The following is a 17,509-nucleotide window of genomic DNA, read 5'->3' as shown; positions in this document are numbered from 1 at the left end:
TGCTAGCTCCTTAAGAAAAGCGGGTCGGCATAATCGTGTTGAAATTCTCCGCGCAATCTGCATAATTGCGCACCTCTTTCTGCAGTGGAAGTGATGCGCCGCCTGCCGAAGAATCTTGCCGTATTACGGACGCGCTGACCCGAGCCCCCGATAGCGCCTGTTTTCGGCTGCCTTTGACTTGTCAAAGTACGCACTATTCAGTAAGATCCGCCGTCTTATTTATCAGGGCGGCCCCTGAGGCTATAAAGAATGAAAACTTTTACTGCTAAACCGGAAACAGTTAAGCGCGACTGGTTTGTCGTCGACGCTGCAGGTCAGACCCTGGGTCGTCTGGCTACCGAAGTTGCAAGCCGTCTGCGTGGCAAGCACAAGCCTGAATACACTCCGCACGTTGATACTGGTGACTACATCGTCATCATCAACGCTGAGCAGATTCGCGTTACCGGTGCCAAGACCACTGACAAGATGTACTACTCCCACTCCGGTTTCCCGGGCGGCATCAAGTCGATCAACTTCGAGAAGCTGATCGCTAAAGCCCCTGAGCGCGTGATCGAGACCGCGGTTAAAGGCATGCTGCCGAAGAACCCGCTGGGTCGCGACATGTATCGTAAGCTGAAAGTGTACGCGGGCGCTGCTCACCCTCACACTGCTCAGCAGCCCCAAGAACTGAAGTTTTAACGGAATAGTTCATTATGTCGGCGACTCAAAATTACGGCACTGGCCGTCGCAAGACTGCAACCGCTCGCGTTTTCCTGCGTGCGGGCACTGGCAAAATCTCCATCAACAATCGCACTCTTGATGGTTTCTTCGGTCGCGAAACTGCACGCATGGTAGTTCGTCAGCCGCTGGAACTGGTTGAGATGACCGAGAAGTTCGATATCTTCGTTACCGTAATCGGTGGCGGTGTAAGTGGTCAGGCTGGCGCAATCCGCCACGGCATCACTCGCGCCCTGATGGACTACGACGAGGCTCTGCGTCCTGCACTGCGTAAAGCTGGCTTCGTGACTCGCGACGCCCGTGAAGTTGAGCGTAAGAAGGTTGGTCTGCGTAAAGCGCGTAAGCGTCCGCAGTACTCCAAGCGTTAATTCGCTACCTGCGTTCACGAAAACGCCCAGTTTCCTTTCGGAGCTGGGCGTTTTTTGTGGGCGATTATTTGCTCTGCGGCATCATGCCGCATCCGTGCACGCCGTGATTTGTAAGGGGTTGAGTCCGCTCTGGCTGGGTAATTACCTTGTCAGTAGAGGGGCTTTTCTTTACCATTTGGCAAATTTTTTGCGCGACTCGATTTTTACCTAGTATAGGCCTGACCAACAGGCCATAAAGCTGATGGGAGACGACTGAATGAGCAATGACGGCGTGAATGCAGGCCGGCGTCGCTTTCTAGTAGCGGCCACCTCTGTGGTGGGCGCTGCAGGAGCGGTGGGTGCCGCGGTCCCGTTCGTAGGGTCCTGGTTCCCAAGCGCCAAGGCTAAAGCTGCCGGAGCACCCGTGAAGGTGAACGTCAGCAAAATTGAGCCTGGCCAGCAGATGGTTGCTGAATGGCGGGGGCAGCCGGTGTTTATCGTGCGCCGTACCGAGGAAATCCTCAGTAACTTGGTAAAAATCGAGGGCCAGCTGGCTGACTTCGATTCCAAGGCGTCTGAGCAGCCAAGTTATGTCGACCCCAAAACCCGTTCGATCAAGCCGGAAGTGCTGTTGCTGGTAGGTCTGTGCACCCATCTGGGTTGTGCACCGTCTTTCCGTCCGGAAGTTGCACCTGCTGATCTGGGTGCTGACTGGGTTGGTGGTTACTTCTGCCCCTGCCACGGTTCGCGCTATGACCTGGCTGGCCGCGTGTACAAGGCTCAGCCTGCGCCCCTGAACCTGCCGGTGCCGCCGCACACGTATGAGTCGGATGATGTGATCATCATCGGTGTGGATCAGGAGAAAGCATGATGAGCAAATTCATGGAATGGGTCGATGCGCGCTTTCCCGCGACCAAAATGTGGGAAGACCATCTCTCCAAGTATTACGCGCCAAAGAACTTCAACTTCTTCTACTTTTTTGGCTCCCTGGCACTGCTGGTGCTGGTTAACCAGATCGTTACGGGTGTCTGGCTGACCATGAGTTACACGCCTTCGGCTGAACAGGCATTTGCCTCGGTCGAGTACATCATGCGTGACGTGGAGTACGGCTGGATCTTGCGCTACCTGCACTCCACCGGCGCTTCAGCGTTTTTCGTGGTGGTGTACCTGCACATGTTCCGCGGCCTGCTCTACGGTTCCTATCAGAAACCGCGTGAGTTGGTGTGGATCTTCGGCATGCTGATCTATCTGATGCTGATGGCAGAAGCCTTTATGGGCTACCTGCTGCCGTGGGGCCAGATGTCCTACTGGGGTGCCCAGGTAATCATCTCGCTGTTCGGTGCCATCCCAGTGATCGGTGCGGACCTGACTCAGTGGATTCGCGGTGACTACCTGATTTCCGGGATCACGCTGAACCGCTTCTTCGCCCTGCACGTGGTGGCCCTGCCGATTGTGATTCTCGGTTTGGTGGTGCTGCACATTCTGGCGTTGCACGAAGTTGGTTCGAACAACCCAGACGGCGTTGATATCAAGAAGAAGAAAGACGAGAACGGCATTCCGCTCGACGGCATCGCCTTCCATCCTTACTACACCGTGAAAGATATCGTCGGTGTGGTGGTGTTCCTGTTTATCTTCTGCTTCGTGATCTTCTTCTTCCCAGAAATGGGTGGTTATTTCCTCGAGAAGCCGAACTTCGAAGCCGCTAACCCATTCAAGACGCCTGAACACATTGCCCCTGTTTGGTACTTCACTCCGTTCTACGCGATTCTGCGTGCGGTGCCGGACAAACTGCTGGGTGTAATTGCCATGGGTGCGGCTATTGCAGTGCTGTTCGTGCTGCCGTGGCTGGATCGTAGCCCGGTTAAATCGATGCGCTACAAGGGCTGGATGAGCAAGGTCTGGTTGCTGATCTTCTGTGTGTCTTTCGTGATTCTGGGTGTGCTGGGTGTACTGGCGCCGACACCAGGCCGTACGTTGCTGTCGCAGGTTTGTACTTTCCTGTACTTCGCGTACTTCATCCTGATGCCGTTCTATACCAAACTCGAGAAGACCAAACCGGTTCCGGAAAGGGTGACTGGCTGATGAAAAAGCTATTTGCTGCACTCGTAATTGCTGCAATGCCGGCCCTGGCTCTGGGTGCTGGTAGTGGTTATCCACTGGATAAAGTGGAAATCGACCTGACCGATAAAGCAGCCATGCAAGATGGTGCGCGTACCTTCGCGAACTACTGCATGGGTTGCCATTCTGCGCAATACCAGCGCTATGAGCGTGTTGCAGACGACCTGGGCGTTCCGCATGAAATCATGCTGAACAACCTGGTGTTTACTGGCGCGAAGATTGGCGAGCACATGAACATCGGTATGAAGCCAGCAGATGCTAAAGCCTGGTTTGGTGCTGCTCCGCCGGATCTGACTCTGGTTGCGCGTGTGCGCGGCAATGACTGGTTGTACACCTACCTGCGCACGTTCTATGAAGATCCTGCGCGTCCGCTGGGTGCTAACAACAAGGTGTTCCCGAACGTCGGTATGCCGAACGTGCTGGTGGGCCTGCAGGGTCGCCAGTACATCGGTTGCAAGCAGGTTCAGGTGGTCGAAGACGGCAAGAAGATGTTCGATCCACTGACTGGCACGCCGATTACTCATGAAGCCTGCGATCAGCTGACCATCGAGCCGAAAACAGGTGCGTTGAGTCCGGAGGAGTTCGACGAGAAGATCCAGAACTTGGTGACCTTCCTCGCTTACTCGGCTAACCCGGTCAAACTGAAAAGCCAGCGCATCGGCACCTACGTGCTGCTGTATCTTGCCTTCTTCTTCGTATTCGCCTATCTGCTCAAGCGCGAGTACTGGAAGGACATACATTAATCCGTTGCATCTCCGCTGTTGACCTGCGCGCCCCTTTGGGCGCGCAGGTCTTTCTGCTTCACATAACTTTATAAGCGAGGAGGACCGCCATGGGCGTGACCAATCGGTTGGCCTGTTACTCCGACCCCGCCGACCACTATTCCCACCGCGTACGTATTGTGCTCGCCGAGAAGGGTGTAAGCGCCGAGATCATCAGTATCGAAAAAGGTCGTTATCCGGCCAAGCTGCTTGAGGTTAACCCTTATGCCAGCCTGCCGACCTTGGTGGACCGCGATTTGGCACTGTATGAGTCGACTGTGGTAATGGAATACCTGGATGAGCGCTACCCGCATCCACCGTTGTTGCCGGTGTACCCGGTTGCGCGTGCCAATAGCCGTCTGTTGATCCATCGCATTCAGCGTGACTGGTGCGCGCAAGTGGACCTGATCCTCGATTCGCGTAGCAAAGAGCCGGCCCGTGCCCTCGCGCGCAAGGAGCTGCGTGAGAGCCTGACAGGGGTGTCGCCGTTGTTTGCCGATAAGGCGTATTTCCTCAGTGATGAATTGAGTCTGGTGGACTGCTGTCTGCTGCCGATTCTTTGGCGTTTGCCGATTCTGGGGATAGAGTTGCCAAAGCCGGCCAAGCCTTTGCTGGACTACATGGATCGTCAGTTTGCTCGTGAAGCGTTCCAGGCCAGTCTGTCGCCTGTCGAACGTGATATGCGTTAACCCGAGGAGGTAGTGATGAAGTCGAGTCGTCCTTATCTGGTTCGTGCCCTCTATGAGTGGATCGTGGACAACGACTGCACCCCGCATTTACTGGTCAATGCCGAATTTGCCGGGGTGCAAGTGCCTACCGGCTTTGCCAGCGATGGTCAGATAGTTCTGAATGTCTCGCCGACCGCCGTGCGCAATTTGCACATGGACAATGAGGCCGTGAGCTTTGAGGGGCGTTTTTCCGGCGTGCCGCAAAGCCTGTATATCCCTGCGGCTGCGGTACTGGCGATTTATGCGCGGGAGAATGGTCAGGGCATGGTGTTTGATGCCGAGTCATCGATGCTTGAGGGTGGCGAGATCGACGATCCGGATGAGCAAAGCCCTCCGGATGATGAGCCGCCACGCCCCAGCGGCAGGCCCAGTCTTAAAGTGGTTAAGTAAACATAAAAAAGGCGATCCGAGGATCGCCTTTTTTATTGCTGCTATTCAGGTCGGCTGTAGGGCGATCAGTTGGTGTACTCGAACAGCTTCACGACTTTCTGCACCCCAGAGACGCTCTGCACCAAGTTGGTGGCATGACTGGCTTCCGCTTGCGAGACCAGGCCGAGCATGTAGACGATGCCATTTTCGGTGATCACCTTGATACGTGTACCTGGCACAGCGCTGTCCGCCAGCATCTGGGTTTTGATGCGGCTGGTCAGCAATGAGTCATTGCTGCGTACAAGAAGAGAGGTGGGCTGCAGGACCTGCAGTTCGTTGTGCACCTTTTTCACATTGCCGACTCGGCGAGCAGCTTGCTCAGCCATGCCTTTGAGCTCGTTGCGCGGTGTCTGGCCGGCCAGGAGCACCACACCGTTGTAGCTGGTGACGATGATGTGTGAGGTCGGGCTGGTCAGGTCGATGTGCGCGCGTGCCACGCTGGAGCTGACTTCCGAGGGAATAAACTGGTCATCGATCTTGTTGCCGACGCTGCGATTGCCGCAGCCGGCCAGCGCAAGGGTCAGCGCCAAAGCGGCGAGGATTAATGGTGAGCGGGTCATTCTTCACTCCCAAACAGTTGGCTGTCGATCAGGTCGCACAGGCAGTGGATGGCCAGCAAGTGGACTTCCTGAATGCGTGCGGTGACTTTTGAAGGTACGCGGATTTCCACGTCTTCCGGCAGCAACAGTGACGCCATGCCGCCGCCATCGCGACCGGTGAGGGCCACCACGGTCATCTCGCGGTCGTGAGCGGCTTGGATGGCCTGGATCACGTTGGCGGAGTTGCCGCTTGTGGAAATGGCCAGGAGCACGTCGCCAGGCTGGCCGAGGGCGCGAATCTGCTTGGAGAACACCTCGTTGTAGCTGTAATCGTTAGCGATCGAGGTGATGGTCGAGCTGTCAGTGGTCAGTGCGATGGCCGGCAGGCTTGGGCGTTCACGCTCGAAGCGGTTGAGCAGCTCCGAGGAAAAGTGCTGGGCATCGCCGGCTGAGCCGCCGTTACCGCAGGAAAGGATCTTGCCTTCGCTCAGCAGTGCCTGAACCATGGCCTGGCTGCCCTGCTCGATGAAGGGGATGAGCACTTCCATGGCCTGCTGCTTGGTTTCAATGCTGGCTTGGAACAGATGGCGAATACGGGCTTGCATGTCCATTAGGGGTCTAACCTTCAGTGTGGCTTCTGTTCAGGTATCAAAGGCGTTTTGAATCCAGTCCAGTTGCGCGGGGGCTTGGCTGTCGGCGGTTATGGCAATCACATCAAAACGGCATGGGTACTTGGCCCAGCGTGCTTCTTGTTGCAGAAAGTGCTGAGCGGCGCGACTGAGTTTCTCACGTTTACGTGCATCCACGCTCTCGGCCGCGCCGCCCCAGGCGCTATGGCGCCGATAGCGAACTTCTACGAATACTACTGTATCGGCGTCGAGCATGACCAGATCGAGCTCGCCGACACGGCAGCGCCAGTTCTGTGCAAGCAGGCGCAAACCATGTTGTTCAAGATACTGCCGGGCTTGTGCCTCGGCAGCGTCTCCGCGTTGTTGCGTGCTGATGCGCTCGCTCAATTGATGCTGTCGGGAAGCGGTTGAACCTGGCCGTCACGGAACTCGGCCCAGGGCAGTTGCCGTTCGATGCGCTGGCTCGGGTTCAGGCTCAGATTGCCGGACAGGCCTTGCAGGCGGGTATCGGGCAGGGCTTTTAGCTGATTGAGGCGTGGCGCCAGCAGGTAGGCGTCGGCGCCCATGGCATACAGGCGACCGAGGCTGCCACCAGCTTGAGGCCACTGTGTACTGGCTTGTTGGCGCAGCGGATCGTTGACATTGAGTAGCCATGGGGTTTCGCAGAACATGATGCCGTTGAGGTCGATGTACTGCGCCTGGTTGTAGGTGCCGGTAAACAAGTGCGACGTGGCATACACCGGCACATCACCGGCGTACTGGAAGGCCAGCGTCGGTTTGATCTGCTGAGCCTGCTGCGGTGTGGCAGCGAGGAAGATGAAGTCGACATCACGGCGGCGTGATGGAGCCGCGGCCACCGAAGTGCCCAGTGTGCTCTGCAGGCGCTTGCTGCGCGCTTCACTTTCGCGAAGTTGGAACAGGTCGGCGATCTGTCGGGCTAGTTCGACCGGCTGATCAACGTGTTCGGCTGCAATCAATGTGCCGCCCTGGGCTTGCCAGCTTTGGCGGAAAGCGGCGAGCACGCGGTCGCCCCATTCACCGTTGGGTACCAGTGCTACAGCGCGGCGCATGCCGTCTGCCCAGGCGCGGCGGGCGACTTCGCGGGCTTCGTCCTCGGCTGCTAGGCCGAATTGGAACAGTTGTGCAGGGCCTTCCTGGCTGCCTTCGCTGTAATTCAACGCTAGAGTTGTGATGGGCAACTGTTCACGGCTGCTTAGCTGGCTGACCAGGTTTTTCTCCAGCGGACCGATCACTAGCTGCACGCCACTGGCTTGGGCCTGGGTGTAGAAAGCGTCCATGGAGCCGATGCGCGAGCTGTCAAAAATTTGAATGTTCGGTGGGTTCTGCCCGGCTTGCTGCGCTTGATAGTGGGCTGCCAGGAAGCCGTCGCGCAGAGCGCGAGCCACGCTGGCCAGTTGACCATCTTGTGGCAGCAGCAAGGCGATCTCCGTCAGCGGTTGGCTGGACAGCTTTTTCAGCTCGACCAGCGCCTGCGGCAGTTGCTGCGCGGCAGGGTGCTGCGGATTGGCTGCAACCCAGGCATCAATAGCGCTTTGCTGCTGCTCCAGGGTGCCAGCGCTCTTGGATGCACGGGCCAGCTCCAGCCAGCCGTCGAGGTCAGCATCGCCGCTGGCTTGCAGTTCGCCTTGTGGCAGGCTGGAAACCAGTGCCCAGATGGTTTCCTGGTTGTCTCTGGCACTGGCACCACTGAGCAGTGGCGCGATATAGGCGCGCTCGCGCGCTGCGGCCAGGACTTGCCCGGTGGCCTGCAGGGCGTTCGCGCGTACCAGCTGGCTGCGTACCTGTTGTTCAACTGGTAGCTCGCCGAGACGTTCCATGCTCGGGTGGCTGAGGGCGCGCAGGGCAGCCTTGGGTTTGTTGCGGCTCATGTCCAGCTCTGCGCGCAGGGTGCTGGCGTAGATCTGCTGGGCGGGCTTCAGGCTTTCCAGTTGCACTTGCTCCAGAATGCTGCTGGCGCGGGCTAAATCCTTCTGCTTATAGGCCAGGTCTGCCGCCGACAAGCGTAGTGCTGCGGCTTGCTCGATGGGGCTTTCGGCTGCTTGTTGCAGCAGCTGTTCAATGTTGGCTTGCGGCGTGCGCGGCAACTCGCCCAGGGTCGATGAGGGCTGGCTGGCGCAGGCGGCGAGCAGGCCGGCAAGGCAGAGAATAGAGATGGGGCGCAGGCAGGCGATCATGTAAGCGTTCCTGATACTTGATCAAATTGAGCGTCGAATTGTACCCAAGCCCGCCGGGTGACGCGATGTCGAAGGTTGGAAACGGGCTACAATGCGCGCTTTGCTGATTTAAGAGGCCTGTGCTGTGACCACTTCCGCTGCTGCGAATTCGCCTTTAGGCAGTCTTTATGTGGTTGCTACACCCATTGGCAACCTGGATGACATCAGCACGCGCGCGCTCACTATCCTGCGCAGCGTGGCTCTGATTGCTGCCGAAGACACCCGTCATTCCGCACGCCTGATGCAGCATTTTGGCATCGGTACGCCCCTGGCGGCCTGCCATGAGCATAACGAGCGTGATCAGGGCGGACGTTTTCTCGCGCGGCTGTTGGCGGGTGACGATGTGGCGCTGATCTCCGATGCCGGTACGCCGCTGATTTCCGATCCTGGGTATCACCTAGTGCGCCAGGCGCGCGCTGCTGGCATTGCCGTGGTTCCAGTGCCGGGTGCCTGCGCGCTGATTGCCGCGCTGTCGGCTGCGGGCTTGCCGTCGGATCGTTTTATTTTCGAAGGTTTTCTGCCCGCCAAGGCGGCAGGACGACGCGCGCGCTTGGAGCAGGTAAAGGAAGAGCCGCGCACGCTGATCTTCTATGAGGCGCCGCATCGCATTCTCGAATGCCTGCAGGATATGCAGTCGGTGTTTGGCGATGAGCGCCCCGCATTGCTGGCGCGCGAGCTGACCAAAACTTTCGAGACGCTCAAGGGCATGCCGTTGGCTGAGCTGGCCGGTTGGGTGGCTGCCGACAGTAATCAACAGCGCGGCGAATGTGTGGTGCTGGTCGCGGGTTGGCAGGCACCGGAAGGCGACGAGGCTGTGAGTGCCGAAGCCATGCGTGTGTTGAATCTGCTGTTGGCGGAAATGCCGCTGAAACGCGCAGCGGCGCTGGCGGCGGAGATCACCGGGGTGCGCAAGAACCTGCTCTATCAGGTCGCGCTGGAACAGCAGAAAGACGTTTAAACCTTGTTCTATAGGGCGCGTGCCGTTAACCTTGCCCGCGGAGAGTCGATCGGACAGTCGCTGCCGTGTTGCGTTCTGCGTAATGCGGGGGAGGAAAGTCCGGGCTCCATAGGGCGGAGTGCCAGGTAACGCCTGGGAGGCGTGAGCCTACGGAAAGTGCCACAGAAAATAACCGCCTAAGCGCTTCGGTGCCGGTAAGGGTGAAAAGGTGCGGTAAGAGCGCACCGCGCGACTGGTAACAGTTCGTGGCTAGGCAAACCCCACTCGGAGCAAGACCAAATAGGGTTCCATTGGCGTGGCCCGCGCTGGAACCGGGTAGGTTGCTAAAGGCGTGCAGTGATGTACGTCGTAGAGGAATGACTGTCCTCGACAGAACCCGGCTTACAGATCGACTCTCCACCTTCCTCATTTATCCGCTTCACTGTTTCGCCCCCTTTCTAAGACCGAAAAAATCTTACTCTTAACAAACTACTTTAACTTCGTAGTTCAACGCGCTGCATATGCTCATTTTTATATCCATTTCTTCGCGTTATTTCTCCGTTTTGCCCCTCTCAAAGTTCGCTAAATCGCCGTTCTATAAGGATTTTTCCCGCCAAGCGTGCCTTGACGGTGGGGGGCGTGCGTTCCTATAGTGTGCGCGAGTGGTAAGAAGTGGCACAAAGTGGGTTTCTTAGGCACGGATAGCTAATAAAAAGGGGAAACGCGATCGTGTTTCGCGGAGCAAACGCCATCAGTCTCGACGCCAAAGGGCGACTCGCGATGCCAAGTCGGTATCGGGACGAGCTTGTGTCGCGCTGCGCCGGCCAGCTTATCGTCACGATTGATGCCATTGACCCCTGCCTGTGTGTCTATCCACTGTCCGAGTGGGAGCTGATTGAAGCCAAGCTCCGCGAACTCGCCTCCTTCCGTGAAGAAAACCGCCGCCTGCAGCGTTTGCTGATCGGCAACGCTGTTGACCTTGAGCTGGATGCCAGTGGTCGTTTCCTGGTGCCGCCACGTCTGCGCGAGTACGCCAAGCTGGACAAGCGCGCGATGCTGGTCGGCCAACTCAATAAATTCCAACTGTGGGATGAAGATGCCTGGAATGCTGTGGCCGATGCCGATCTGGCCGCGATCAAGCAACCGGGTGCTTTGTCTGACGACCTACGTGACCTGATCCTGTGACCATGACCAGCAATTTCCGCCACATCACCGTGCTACTCGACGAGGCTGTCGAAGGGCTGGCTGTGCGCGCGAACGGTTGCTACCTGGATGGCACCTTCGGGCGTGGCGGGCATAGCCGGCTGATTTTGGAAAAGCTCGGGCCAGACGGTCGCTTGCTGGGGTTTGACAAGGATCCCCTGGCAATCGCGACAGGGAATGCGCTGGCGGCCGAAGACGGCCGCTTTGTCGTTGTGCAGCGCAGCTTTGCCGAGCTGGGTGACGAATTGGTACAGCGCGCTCTGGCAGGCAAAGTCAGCGGCATTCTGCTTGATCTCGGTGTGTCGTCGCCGCAGCTGGATGACGCCGAGCGCGGCTTCAGCTTTATGAATGACGGCCCGCTGGATATGCGCATGAACCCGGATGCGGGCGTTAGCGCCGCCGACTTTATTGCCAGCGCCGCCGAAGAAGAAATCGCGCGGGTCTTCAAAGAGTACGGCGAAGAGCGCTTTGCCAAGCGCATGGCCCGTGCCGTGGTGTTGCGCCGCGCCGAGCAGCCGTTTACCCGCACCGCCGACCTGGCTCAGGTGCTGACCGTCGCCAATCCGGCCTGGGAAAAGGGCAAGAATCCGGCAACTCGCGCCTTCCAGGGCCTGCGCATCTACATCAACAATGAATTGGGTGATCTGGAAAGCGGCCTTGAAGCCGCTCTGGAGAACCTCGAAGTGGGCGGCCGCCTGGTGGTGATCAGCTTCCACTCGCTGGAAGATCGCATCGTCAAACTCTTTATGCGCAAGCATGCCAAGGGTGAGATGGACAAGCTGCCGCGCGATCTGCCGATCATCCCGAAAGCCTTCGAACCACGCTTGAAATTGATTGGTAAGCCGGTATTTGCCTCCGAAGCCGAGCTCGCAGCCAACCCGCGTTCGCGCAGTGCGGTGATGCGCATTGCAGAGAAAGTGCGATGAGTGCGCTATTCGCCAAGCCATTGCCCGGCGGCAGTCTGCTGATGCTGCTGTTGTTTGTGGCTGTGCTGGTATCTGCGGTGGGCGTTTCCTACAGCGCGCACTGGAACCGTCAGCTGCTTAATGAACTGTATGCCGAGCTCAGTGTGCGCGACAAAGCGCAGGCTGAATGGGGGCGCTTGATCCTCGAGCAAAGCACCTGGACCGCGCACAACCGTATCGAAGCCCTGGCCACTGAGCGCCTAAGCATGCGTATCCCTGATGCCGCCGAAGTGCGGATGGTGGCGCCATGATGGGCCTTGAAGGTGCACTCTACCCTTGGCGTTTCCGTCTGGTGCTGCTGCTACTGGCACTGATGGTGGGCGCGATTGCCTGGCGTATTGTCGACCTGCAAGTGTTCGATCAGAGCTTTCTGCAGGCCCATGGCGACGCGCGCAGCGTGCGGCATATCCCGATTCCGGCGCATCGCGGTTTGATTACCGACCGTAATGGCGAGCCTTTGGCTGTCAGTACCCCGGTGACCACCCTGTGGGCTAATGGCAAGGAACTGCAGAGCGGTAAGGCCAAGTGGGATGTCTTGGCGGCAGCCCTTGGGCAGGACCCCAAGACATTTTCCGCACGCCTGGCGGCTGCACACGAGCGCGAGTTCATGTACCTGGTGCGCGGGCTGACGCCTGAGCAGGGTCAGCGTATTCTCGACCTGAAAGTGCCCGGCGTGTATGGCATTGAAGAATTCCGCCGCTTCTACCCTGCAGGTGAGGTGGCTGCCCATGTGGTGGGCTTTACCGACATTGATGACCGTGGCCGTGAAGGCATGGAACTGGCCTTCGAGGATTGGCTGGCTGGCGTGCCCGGTAAGCGCCAGGTGCTCAAGGATCGCCGCGGGCGGCTGATCAAAGACGTCCAGGTAGCTCAGAATGCCAAGGCCGGTAAGGCCTTGGCATTGTCGATTGACCTGCGCCTGCAATACCTCGCACACCGCGAGCTGCGCAACGCCGTGACCGAGTTCGGTGCCAAAGCCGGCAGCCTGGTGCTACTCGATGTGCAGACCGGTGAAGTGCTGGCCATGGTCAATCAGCCGACCTACAACCCGAACAATCGCCGTAACTTGCAGCCGGCTGCTATGCGCAACCGCGCGATGATCGACGTGTTTGAGCCGGGGTCGACCGTTAAGCCGTTCTCCATCGCTGCCGCCCTCGGCTCTGGTCGCTGGACCCCGGAAATGACCGTAGACACCGCCCCCGGCAGTCTGCGTATCGGTCGTTACACCATTCGTGACGTGTCGCGCGGCGGTGTGCTTAACCTCACCCAGATTCTGATGAAGTCGAGCAACGTCGGCATCAGCAAGGTGGCCTTCGATATCGGCGCCGAGCCGATTTACGCCGTGATGCAGCAAGTCGGCCTGGGCCAGGACACGGGTCTGAGCTTCCCCGGCGAGCGCGTTGGCAACCTGCCCAACTACCGCGTCTGGAAACAGGCCGAGACCGCTACTCTGGCTTACGGCTATGGCCTCTCGGTGACCGCCGTGCAACTGGCGCACGCTTACTCGGTGCTGGGCAACGACGGCAAGAACGTAAACCTGTCGATGGTGCGCCTGGATCGCCAGCCGGTTACTACCCAAGTCATTGACGAGCAGATCGCGAAGACCGTGCTCGGCATGCTCCAGTCCGTGGTTGAAGAACCGGGCGGCGGCGGCGCGCGGGCCAAGGTGCCGGGCTACCACGTCGGCGGCAAAAGCGGCACCGCACGTAAAGCCGCAACCGGCAGCAAGGGCTATGTCGACAAGGCGTATCGCTCATTCTTCGCCGGCGTTGCGCCAATCGATAACCCGCGTATTGCCGCCGTAATCATGATCGACGAGCCGAGCGAAGGGGGCTACTACGGTGGCCTGGTTTCTGCTCCGGTGTTCGGCAAGGTCATGGCTGGCGCACTGCGCTTGATGAATGTCGCCCCGGATAATCTGCCAGCACCTGAAGCCGTGAAGGTCGAAACCGCCGCTGCCGCACCCGTTAAAGGAGGGCGTATCTGATGCCCATGCCCCTTAATCAGTTACTGCCGCAAGCCGCCAGCTCGACACTGATTCGTGAATTGACCCTGGACAGCCGCAAGGTGCGTCCGGGTGACCTGTTTCTGGCCGTGCCCGGCAACCAGCAGGATGGGCGCGTGCACATCGCTGATGCGGTTGCCCGTGGCGCCGCCGCCGTGGCTTATGAAGCCGAAGGTGCTGCGGTGATGACCGCGCACAGCGCTGAATTGGTCGCGCTCAAGGGGCTGGCCAATCAGCTGTCGGCGATTGCTGGGCGCTTCTATGGCGAGCCAAGCCGTGGCCTGCATTTGATCGGTATTACGGGCACCAACGGCAAGACCAGCGTCAGCCAGTTGTTGGCACAAGCTCTGGACCTGCTGGGCGAGCGCTGCGGCATCGTCGGCACCCTTGGTAATGGCTTCTACGGTGCTCTGGAACAGGGCCGTCATACCACGCCGGATCCGATCGGCGTGCAGGCGACATTGGCGGACATGAAAAACGCCGGCGCGCGCGCGGTGGCGATGGAGGTGTCGTCCCACGGTCTGCACCAGGGCCGCGTTGCGGCGCTGGCATTTGATGTGGCGGTGCTGACCAACCTGTCCCGTGATCACCTTGACTATCACGGCTCGATGCAAGCCTACGCCGAGGCGAAAGCCGCGTTGTTTGCCTGGTCGGGCCTGCGTTGCCGGGTGCTCAACCTGGACGATGCCTTTGGCCGTGAGCTGGCAGCTGCCGAGCACGAGTCGCGCCTGATCAGCTACAGCCTGAGCGATGCCGAAGCCTATCTATATTGCCGCGATGCGCAGTTTGACGAGCAAGGCGTGCGCGCCACGCTGGTCACCCCGCGCGGCGAAGGTAGCCTGCGCAGCTCACTGCTCGGGCGCTTCAACCTGAGCAACCTACTGGCAGTGGTCGGCACGCTGCTGGGGCTGGATTACCCACTGGATGAAATTCTCCAGGTGCTGCCACAGCTGCAAGGCCCCATCGGCCGTATGCAGCGCTTGGGTGGCGGCAAGCAGCCGCTGGTGGTGGTGGACTACGCACACACTCCGGATGCTTTGGAAAAAGTTCTCGAAGCCCTGCGTCCGCATGTTAAAGGCCGCCTGCTGTGCCTGTTCGGCTGTGGTGGCGACCGTGATAACGGTAAGCGCCCGCTGATGGCCGCGGTGGTTGAGCGTCTGGCCGATGCGGTGCTGGTCACCGATGACAATCCACGCACCGAAGCGCCGGCAAAGATTTTCAGTGACATTCGCGCTGGCTTCGTTACACCTGAGGCCGTGCAGTTCGTCCATGGCCGTGGTCAGGCGATTGCTCAGCTAATCGCCAGCGCGTCTGCCGATGATGTACTGGTGCTGGCCGGTAAGGGGCATGAGGACTATCAGGAAATTAACGGCGTGCGTCAGCCCTTCTCCGACCTGGTCGAAGCGGCCAACGCTTTGGCCGCATGGGAGGTGGCGCATGCTTAAGTCGCTGCGGTTGAGCGAAGTGGCTGGCCCATTGAGCGCCCGGGTGATCGGTGTCGATGTGACATTCAGCGCAGTTAGCAGCGACAGTCGGGCGATTCAGCCGGGCCAGCTGTTCGTCGCCCTGGCCGGTCCGCGCTTTGATGGTCATGACTACCTGGCTGAAGTTGCCAGCAAAGGTGCTGTGGCGGCACTGGTCGAGCGTGAAGTGGCGGGTGCGCCGCTGCCGCAACTGCTGGTCGCCGATACCCGTCTGGCCCTGGGTCAGTTGGGTGCGCTCAATCGTCAGGCGTTCAACGCGCCTGTGGTGGCGATTACCGGCTCCAGCGGCAAGACCACCGTCAAGGAAATGCTCGCCAGCATCCTGCGCGAGGGTCTGCAAGGTCCGGTGCTGGCCACCCGTGGCAACCTGAATAACGACCTCGGCGCGCCGCTGACCCTGCTTGAACTGGCCCCTGAGCATGTCGCCGCAGTGATTGAGCTGGGTGCCAACCATATCGGCGAAATCGCCTACACCGTCGGCCTGACCCAGCCGCAGGTGGCCATTATCAACAATGCTGGTAACGCTCATGTCGGCGAGTTCGGCGGCCCAGAAAAGATTGTCCAGGCCAAGGGCGAAATCCTCGAAGGCCTGAGCGACAGCGGCGTGGCCGTGCTCAATCTTGACGACAGTGCTTTCGCTATCTGGCAGCAACGCGCCCAGGGCCGTGCGGTCAGCAGCTTCGCCCTGCGCAATTCAGCTGCTGACGTTTATGCAAGCGAACTGACTCGCGACGCCCGTGGCTGCTCAGCCTTTACCCTGCATTGCGCCAGCGGTCAGGCACGCATTCAGCTCAACCTGCTCGGCGAACACAATGTAGCCAATGCCCTGGCCGCCTCCGCTGCTGCCCTGGCGCTGGGCCTTGCCCCTGCGGCGATCAAGGCTGGGCTGGAAAGCCTGCAGCCGGTCAAAGGTCGCGCCGTTGCGCAGATTGCGCCGAACGGTTTGCGGGTGATCGACGACAGCTACAACGCCAACCCGGCATCTGTCTGCGCCGCCATCGATATCCTCGCCGGTTTCCCTGGCCGCCGCGTGCTGGTGCTGGGCGATATCGGTGAGCTGGGCGAGTGGGCCGAGCAGGGCCATCGTCAGGTCGGCAGCTATGCCGTGGGTAAGGTTGATGCGTTGTATGCCGTGGGCCCACAGATGGCTCATGCAGTGGCCGAATTTGGCGCGGCAGCTCGGCATTTTGCCGACCAGGCCAGCCTGATTGCTGCGCTGCAAGGCGAGCAGGGCGACACCACCCTTCTAATTAAAGGTTCACGCAGTGCGGCGATGGAAAAAGTCGTCGCGGCGCTGTGTGGCACATCCGGGGAGATTCACTAATGCTGCTGCTGCTGGCGGAATACCTGCAACAGTTCCACAAGGGTTTCGCAGTGTTTCAGTACCTGACACTGCGCGGCATCTTGGGTGTGCTGACGGCGCTGGCCCTGTCGCTGTGGCTCGGCCCGTGGATGATCCGCACCCTGCAGATTCGCCAGATCGGCCAGTCGGTGCGCAACGACGGCCCGCAGTCGCATTTGTCGAAAAAGGGTACGCCGACCATGGGCGGCGCGCTGATTCTCTCGGCCATCGCCGTCAGCACCCTGCTCTGGGCTGATCTGTCCAACCGTTATGTCTGGGTCGTGCTGGCAGTAACCTTGCTGTTTGGCGCTATCGGCTGGGTCGATGACTACCGCAAGGTGATCGAGAAAAACTCCAAAGGGCTGCCGAGCCGCTGGAAATACTTCTGGCAATCGGTGTTTGGCCTGGGTGCCGCGTTCTTCCTTTATATGACTGCGCAGAGTCCGGTGGAAACCACCCTGATTCTGCCGATGCTCAAGGACTTCAGTCTGGAGCTGGGCTTGGGCTTCGTGGTGCTGACCTACTTCGTCATCGTCGGCTCGAGTAACGCGGTCAACCTGACTGATGGCCTCGACGGCCTGGCCATTTTGCCTACCGTGATGGTCGGCGGCGCGCTGGGGATCTTCTGCTACCTGTCGGGCAACGTGAAGTTCGCCGAATACCTGTTTATTCCCTATGTGCCGGGCGCGGGTGAGCTGATTGTGTTCTGCGCCGCCCTGGTCGGTGCGGGTCTCGGTTTCCTCTGGTTCAACACCTACCCGGCGCAAGTGTTTATGGGCGATGTCGGCGCGCTGGCGCTTGGCGCGGCCCTGGGCACCATCGCGGTGATCGTCCGTCAGGAAGTGGTGCTGTTCATCATGGGCGGCATCTTTGTGGTGGAAACCCTGTCGGTGATCATCCAGGTCGCCAGCTTCAAGCTGACCGGCAAGCGCGTGTTCCGCATGGCGCCGATCCATCACCACTTTGAACTTAAAGGCTGGCCCGAGCCGCGCGTGATCGTGCGCTTCTGGATCATCACCGTGATCCTAGTGTTGATCGGCCTTGCCACCCTGAAACTGCGTTGAGGACTGA

Annotated in this window: 19 protein-coding genes and 1 other RNA gene; 16 read left to right on the top strand and 4 right to left on the bottom strand. The window is 59.4% G+C overall.

The annotated features are described in order from the left end of the window. Positions 1 to 249: 249 nt before the first annotated feature. The 7 genes from rplM to HCI85_RS04830 all read left to right on the top strand — a co-directional run bounded on the left by rplM (position 250) and on the right by HCI85_RS04830 (position 5,061). Positions 250 to 678, top strand: a complete 429-nt coding sequence (gene rplM / locus HCI85_RS04860) for a 50S ribosomal protein L13 (RefSeq protein WP_090249152.1) — start codon at positions 250 to 252, stop codon at positions 676 to 678. Between the two features lie 14 nt (positions 679 to 692). After that, positions 693 to 1,085 carry a 30S ribosomal protein S9 gene (rpsI, locus tag HCI85_RS04855; RefSeq protein WP_090249150.1) on the top strand — a complete coding sequence of 131 codons (393 nt, stop codon included), beginning with the start codon at positions 693 to 695 and terminating at the stop codon, positions 1,083 to 1,085. Positions 1,086 to 1,341: 256 nt separating this feature from the next. Further along, positions 1,342 to 1,935 (top strand): ubiquinol-cytochrome c reductase iron-sulfur subunit, encoded by a 594-nt coding sequence (gene petA / locus HCI85_RS04850; protein ID WP_090249148.1) that lies wholly within the window; start codon positions 1,342 to 1,344, stop codon positions 1,933 to 1,935. Continuing rightward, positions 1,935 to 3,146: a cytochrome b gene (locus HCI85_RS04845; RefSeq protein ID WP_167144272.1), complete on the top strand. Its 1,212-nt coding sequence runs from the start codon at positions 1,935 to 1,937 to the stop codon at positions 3,144 to 3,146. The genes petA and HCI85_RS04845 overlap by 1 nt, the downstream gene beginning before the upstream one ends. Continuing rightward, a complete protein-coding gene (locus HCI85_RS04840; RefSeq protein WP_167142547.1) occupies positions 3,146 to 3,925 on the top strand; it encodes a cytochrome c1 in 780 nt (259 codons plus the stop codon). Before HCI85_RS04845 ends, HCI85_RS04840 begins: the two co-directional genes overlap by 1 nt. A gap of 89 nt (positions 3,926 to 4,014) precedes the next feature. Continuing rightward, positions 4,015 to 4,632: a glutathione S-transferase N-terminal domain-containing protein gene (locus tag HCI85_RS04835; protein ID WP_167142543.1), complete on the top strand. Its 618-nt coding sequence runs from the start codon at positions 4,015 to 4,017 to the stop codon at positions 4,630 to 4,632. Between the two features lie 15 nt (positions 4,633 to 4,647). Beyond that, positions 4,648 to 5,061 carry a ClpXP protease specificity-enhancing factor gene (locus HCI85_RS04830; RefSeq protein ID WP_090249139.1) on the top strand — a complete coding sequence of 138 codons (414 nt, stop codon included), beginning with the start codon at positions 4,648 to 4,650 and terminating at the stop codon, positions 5,059 to 5,061. Positions 5,062 to 5,126: 65 nt separating this feature from the next. Here HCI85_RS04830 and HCI85_RS04825 read toward each other — a convergent pair whose 3' ends face one another. From HCI85_RS04825 to HCI85_RS04810, 4 genes are read right to left on the bottom strand one after another with little or no spacing between them, the layout of a single operon-like run. After that, a complete protein-coding gene (locus tag HCI85_RS04825; protein WP_160085465.1) occupies positions 5,127 to 5,660 on the bottom strand; it encodes a BON domain-containing protein in 534 nt (177 codons plus the stop codon). Further along, positions 5,657 to 6,250, bottom strand: a complete 594-nt coding sequence (locus tag HCI85_RS04820) for a phosphoheptose isomerase (RefSeq protein WP_090249136.1) — start codon at positions 6,248 to 6,250, stop codon at positions 5,657 to 5,659. Before HCI85_RS04820 ends, HCI85_RS04825 begins: the two co-directional genes overlap by 4 nt. Before the next feature lie 30 nt (positions 6,251 to 6,280). Continuing rightward, entirely contained in the window at positions 6,281 to 6,655 is a 375-nt protein-coding gene (locus HCI85_RS04815) for a YraN family protein (RefSeq protein WP_170048432.1), read from the bottom strand. Continuing rightward, the gene (locus HCI85_RS04810; RefSeq protein ID WP_167142540.1) at positions 6,652 to 8,463 is read right to left on the bottom strand and encodes a penicillin-binding protein activator; all 1,812 of its coding nucleotides are present in this window, start codon (positions 8,461 to 8,463) and stop codon (positions 6,652 to 6,654) included. Before HCI85_RS04810 ends, HCI85_RS04815 begins: the two co-directional genes overlap by 4 nt. Positions 8,464 to 8,587: 124 nt before the next feature. On the opposite strand from HCI85_RS04810, the gene rsmI reads away from it, so the two are divergent. From rsmI to mraY, 9 genes are all read left to right on the top strand, one after another. Next, positions 8,588 to 9,460 carry a 16S rRNA (cytidine(1402)-2'-O)-methyltransferase gene (gene rsmI / locus HCI85_RS04805; protein WP_167142538.1) on the top strand — a complete coding sequence of 291 codons (873 nt, stop codon included), beginning with the start codon at positions 8,588 to 8,590 and terminating at the stop codon, positions 9,458 to 9,460. Between the two features lie 41 nt (positions 9,461 to 9,501). Then, positions 9,502 to 9,860, top strand: an RNA gene (gene rnpB / locus HCI85_RS04800) — RNase P RNA component class A. 308 nt (positions 9,861 to 10,168) lie between these two features. Next, positions 10,169 to 10,624, top strand: a complete 456-nt coding sequence (gene mraZ, locus HCI85_RS04795; RefSeq protein WP_090249128.1) for a division/cell wall cluster transcriptional repressor MraZ — start codon at positions 10,169 to 10,171, stop codon at positions 10,622 to 10,624. 2 nt (positions 10,625 to 10,626) lie between these two features. Next, entirely contained in the window at positions 10,627 to 11,568 is a 942-nt protein-coding gene (gene rsmH, locus HCI85_RS04790; RefSeq protein WP_169852817.1) for a 16S rRNA (cytosine(1402)-N(4))-methyltransferase RsmH, read from the top strand. Next, positions 11,565 to 11,858 carry a cell division protein FtsL gene (ftsL, locus tag HCI85_RS04785; RefSeq protein WP_090249124.1) on the top strand — a complete coding sequence of 98 codons (294 nt, stop codon included), beginning with the start codon at positions 11,565 to 11,567 and terminating at the stop codon, positions 11,856 to 11,858. The genes rsmH and ftsL overlap by 4 nt, the downstream gene beginning before the upstream one ends. Then, the gene (locus HCI85_RS04780) at positions 11,855 to 13,594 is read left to right on the top strand and encodes a peptidoglycan D,D-transpeptidase FtsI family protein (protein WP_446730770.1); all 1,740 of its coding nucleotides are present in this window, start codon (positions 11,855 to 11,857) and stop codon (positions 13,592 to 13,594) included. Before ftsL ends, HCI85_RS04780 begins: the two co-directional genes overlap by 4 nt. Continuing rightward, positions 13,594 to 15,057 carry a UDP-N-acetylmuramoyl-L-alanyl-D-glutamate--2,6-diaminopimelate ligase gene (locus HCI85_RS04775; protein WP_167142535.1) on the top strand — a complete coding sequence of 488 codons (1,464 nt, stop codon included), beginning with the start codon at positions 13,594 to 13,596 and terminating at the stop codon, positions 15,055 to 15,057. Before HCI85_RS04780 ends, HCI85_RS04775 begins: the two co-directional genes overlap by 1 nt. After that, a complete protein-coding gene (locus HCI85_RS04770) occupies positions 15,050 to 16,420 on the top strand; it encodes a UDP-N-acetylmuramoyl-tripeptide--D-alanyl-D-alanine ligase (RefSeq protein ID WP_167142532.1) in 1,371 nt (456 codons plus the stop codon). The genes HCI85_RS04775 and HCI85_RS04770 overlap by 8 nt, the downstream gene beginning before the upstream one ends. Then, positions 16,420 to 17,502 carry a phospho-N-acetylmuramoyl-pentapeptide-transferase gene (gene mraY, locus HCI85_RS04765; protein WP_167142529.1) on the top strand — a complete coding sequence of 361 codons (1,083 nt, stop codon included), beginning with the start codon at positions 16,420 to 16,422 and terminating at the stop codon, positions 17,500 to 17,502. The genes HCI85_RS04770 and mraY overlap by 1 nt, the downstream gene beginning before the upstream one ends. The last annotated feature ends 7 nt before the right edge of the window (positions 17,503 to 17,509 follow it).

It is taken from the genome of Pseudomonas sp. OTU750018 (genome assembly GCF_011636575.1).
In the GTDB taxonomy this organism is placed as follows: Bacteria; Pseudomonadota; Gammaproteobacteria; order Pseudomonadales; family Pseudomonadaceae; genus Aquipseudomonas; species Aquipseudomonas peli.
This window is presented reverse-complemented; position numbering and strand designations above follow the sequence as displayed.

Bases quoted from the DNA above. Each gene is read 5' to 3' on its own strand.
- HCI85_RS04810 (WP_167142540.1), bottom strand. From the start codon at position 8,463: ATGATCGCCTGCCTGCGCCCCATCTCTATTCTCTGCCTTGCCGGCCTG.
- HCI85_RS04825 (WP_160085465.1), bottom strand. From the start codon at position 5,660: ATGACCCGCTCACCATTAATCCTCGCCGCTTTGGCGCTGACCCTTGCG.
- HCI85_RS04780 (WP_446730770.1), top strand. From the start codon at position 11,855: ATGATGGGCCTTGAAGGTGCACTCTACCCTTGGCGTTTCCGTCTGGTG.
- ftsL (WP_090249124.1), top strand. From the start codon at position 11,565: ATGAGTGCGCTATTCGCCAAGCCATTGCCCGGCGGCAGTCTGCTGATG.
- HCI85_RS04830 (WP_090249139.1), top strand. From the start codon at position 4,648: ATGAAGTCGAGTCGTCCTTATCTGGTTCGTGCCCTCTATGAGTGGATC.
- mraY (WP_167142529.1), top strand. From the start codon at position 16,420: ATGCTGCTGCTGCTGGCGGAATACCTGCAACAGTTCCACAAGGGTTTC.
- HCI85_RS04835 (WP_167142543.1), top strand. From the start codon at position 4,015: ATGGGCGTGACCAATCGGTTGGCCTGTTACTCCGACCCCGCCGACCAC.
- rpsI (WP_090249150.1), top strand. From the start codon at position 693: ATGTCGGCGACTCAAAATTACGGCACTGGCCGTCGCAAGACTGCAACC.
- HCI85_RS04775 (WP_167142535.1), top strand. From the start codon at position 13,594: ATGCCCATGCCCCTTAATCAGTTACTGCCGCAAGCCGCCAGCTCGACA.
- HCI85_RS04770 (WP_167142532.1), top strand. From the start codon at position 15,050: ATGCTTAAGTCGCTGCGGTTGAGCGAAGTGGCTGGCCCATTGAGCGCC.
- rplM (WP_090249152.1), top strand. From the start codon at position 250: ATGAAAACTTTTACTGCTAAACCGGAAACAGTTAAGCGCGACTGGTTT.
- rsmH (WP_169852817.1), top strand. From the start codon at position 10,627: ATGACCAGCAATTTCCGCCACATCACCGTGCTACTCGACGAGGCTGTC.
- HCI85_RS04845 (WP_167144272.1), top strand. From the start codon at position 1,935: ATGAGCAAATTCATGGAATGGGTCGATGCGCGCTTTCCCGCGACCAAA.
- HCI85_RS04820 (WP_090249136.1), bottom strand. From the start codon at position 6,250: ATGGACATGCAAGCCCGTATTCGCCATCTGTTCCAAGCCAGCATTGAA.
- HCI85_RS04840 (WP_167142547.1), top strand. From the start codon at position 3,146: ATGAAAAAGCTATTTGCTGCACTCGTAATTGCTGCAATGCCGGCCCTG.
- petA (WP_090249148.1), top strand. From the start codon at position 1,342: ATGAGCAATGACGGCGTGAATGCAGGCCGGCGTCGCTTTCTAGTAGCG.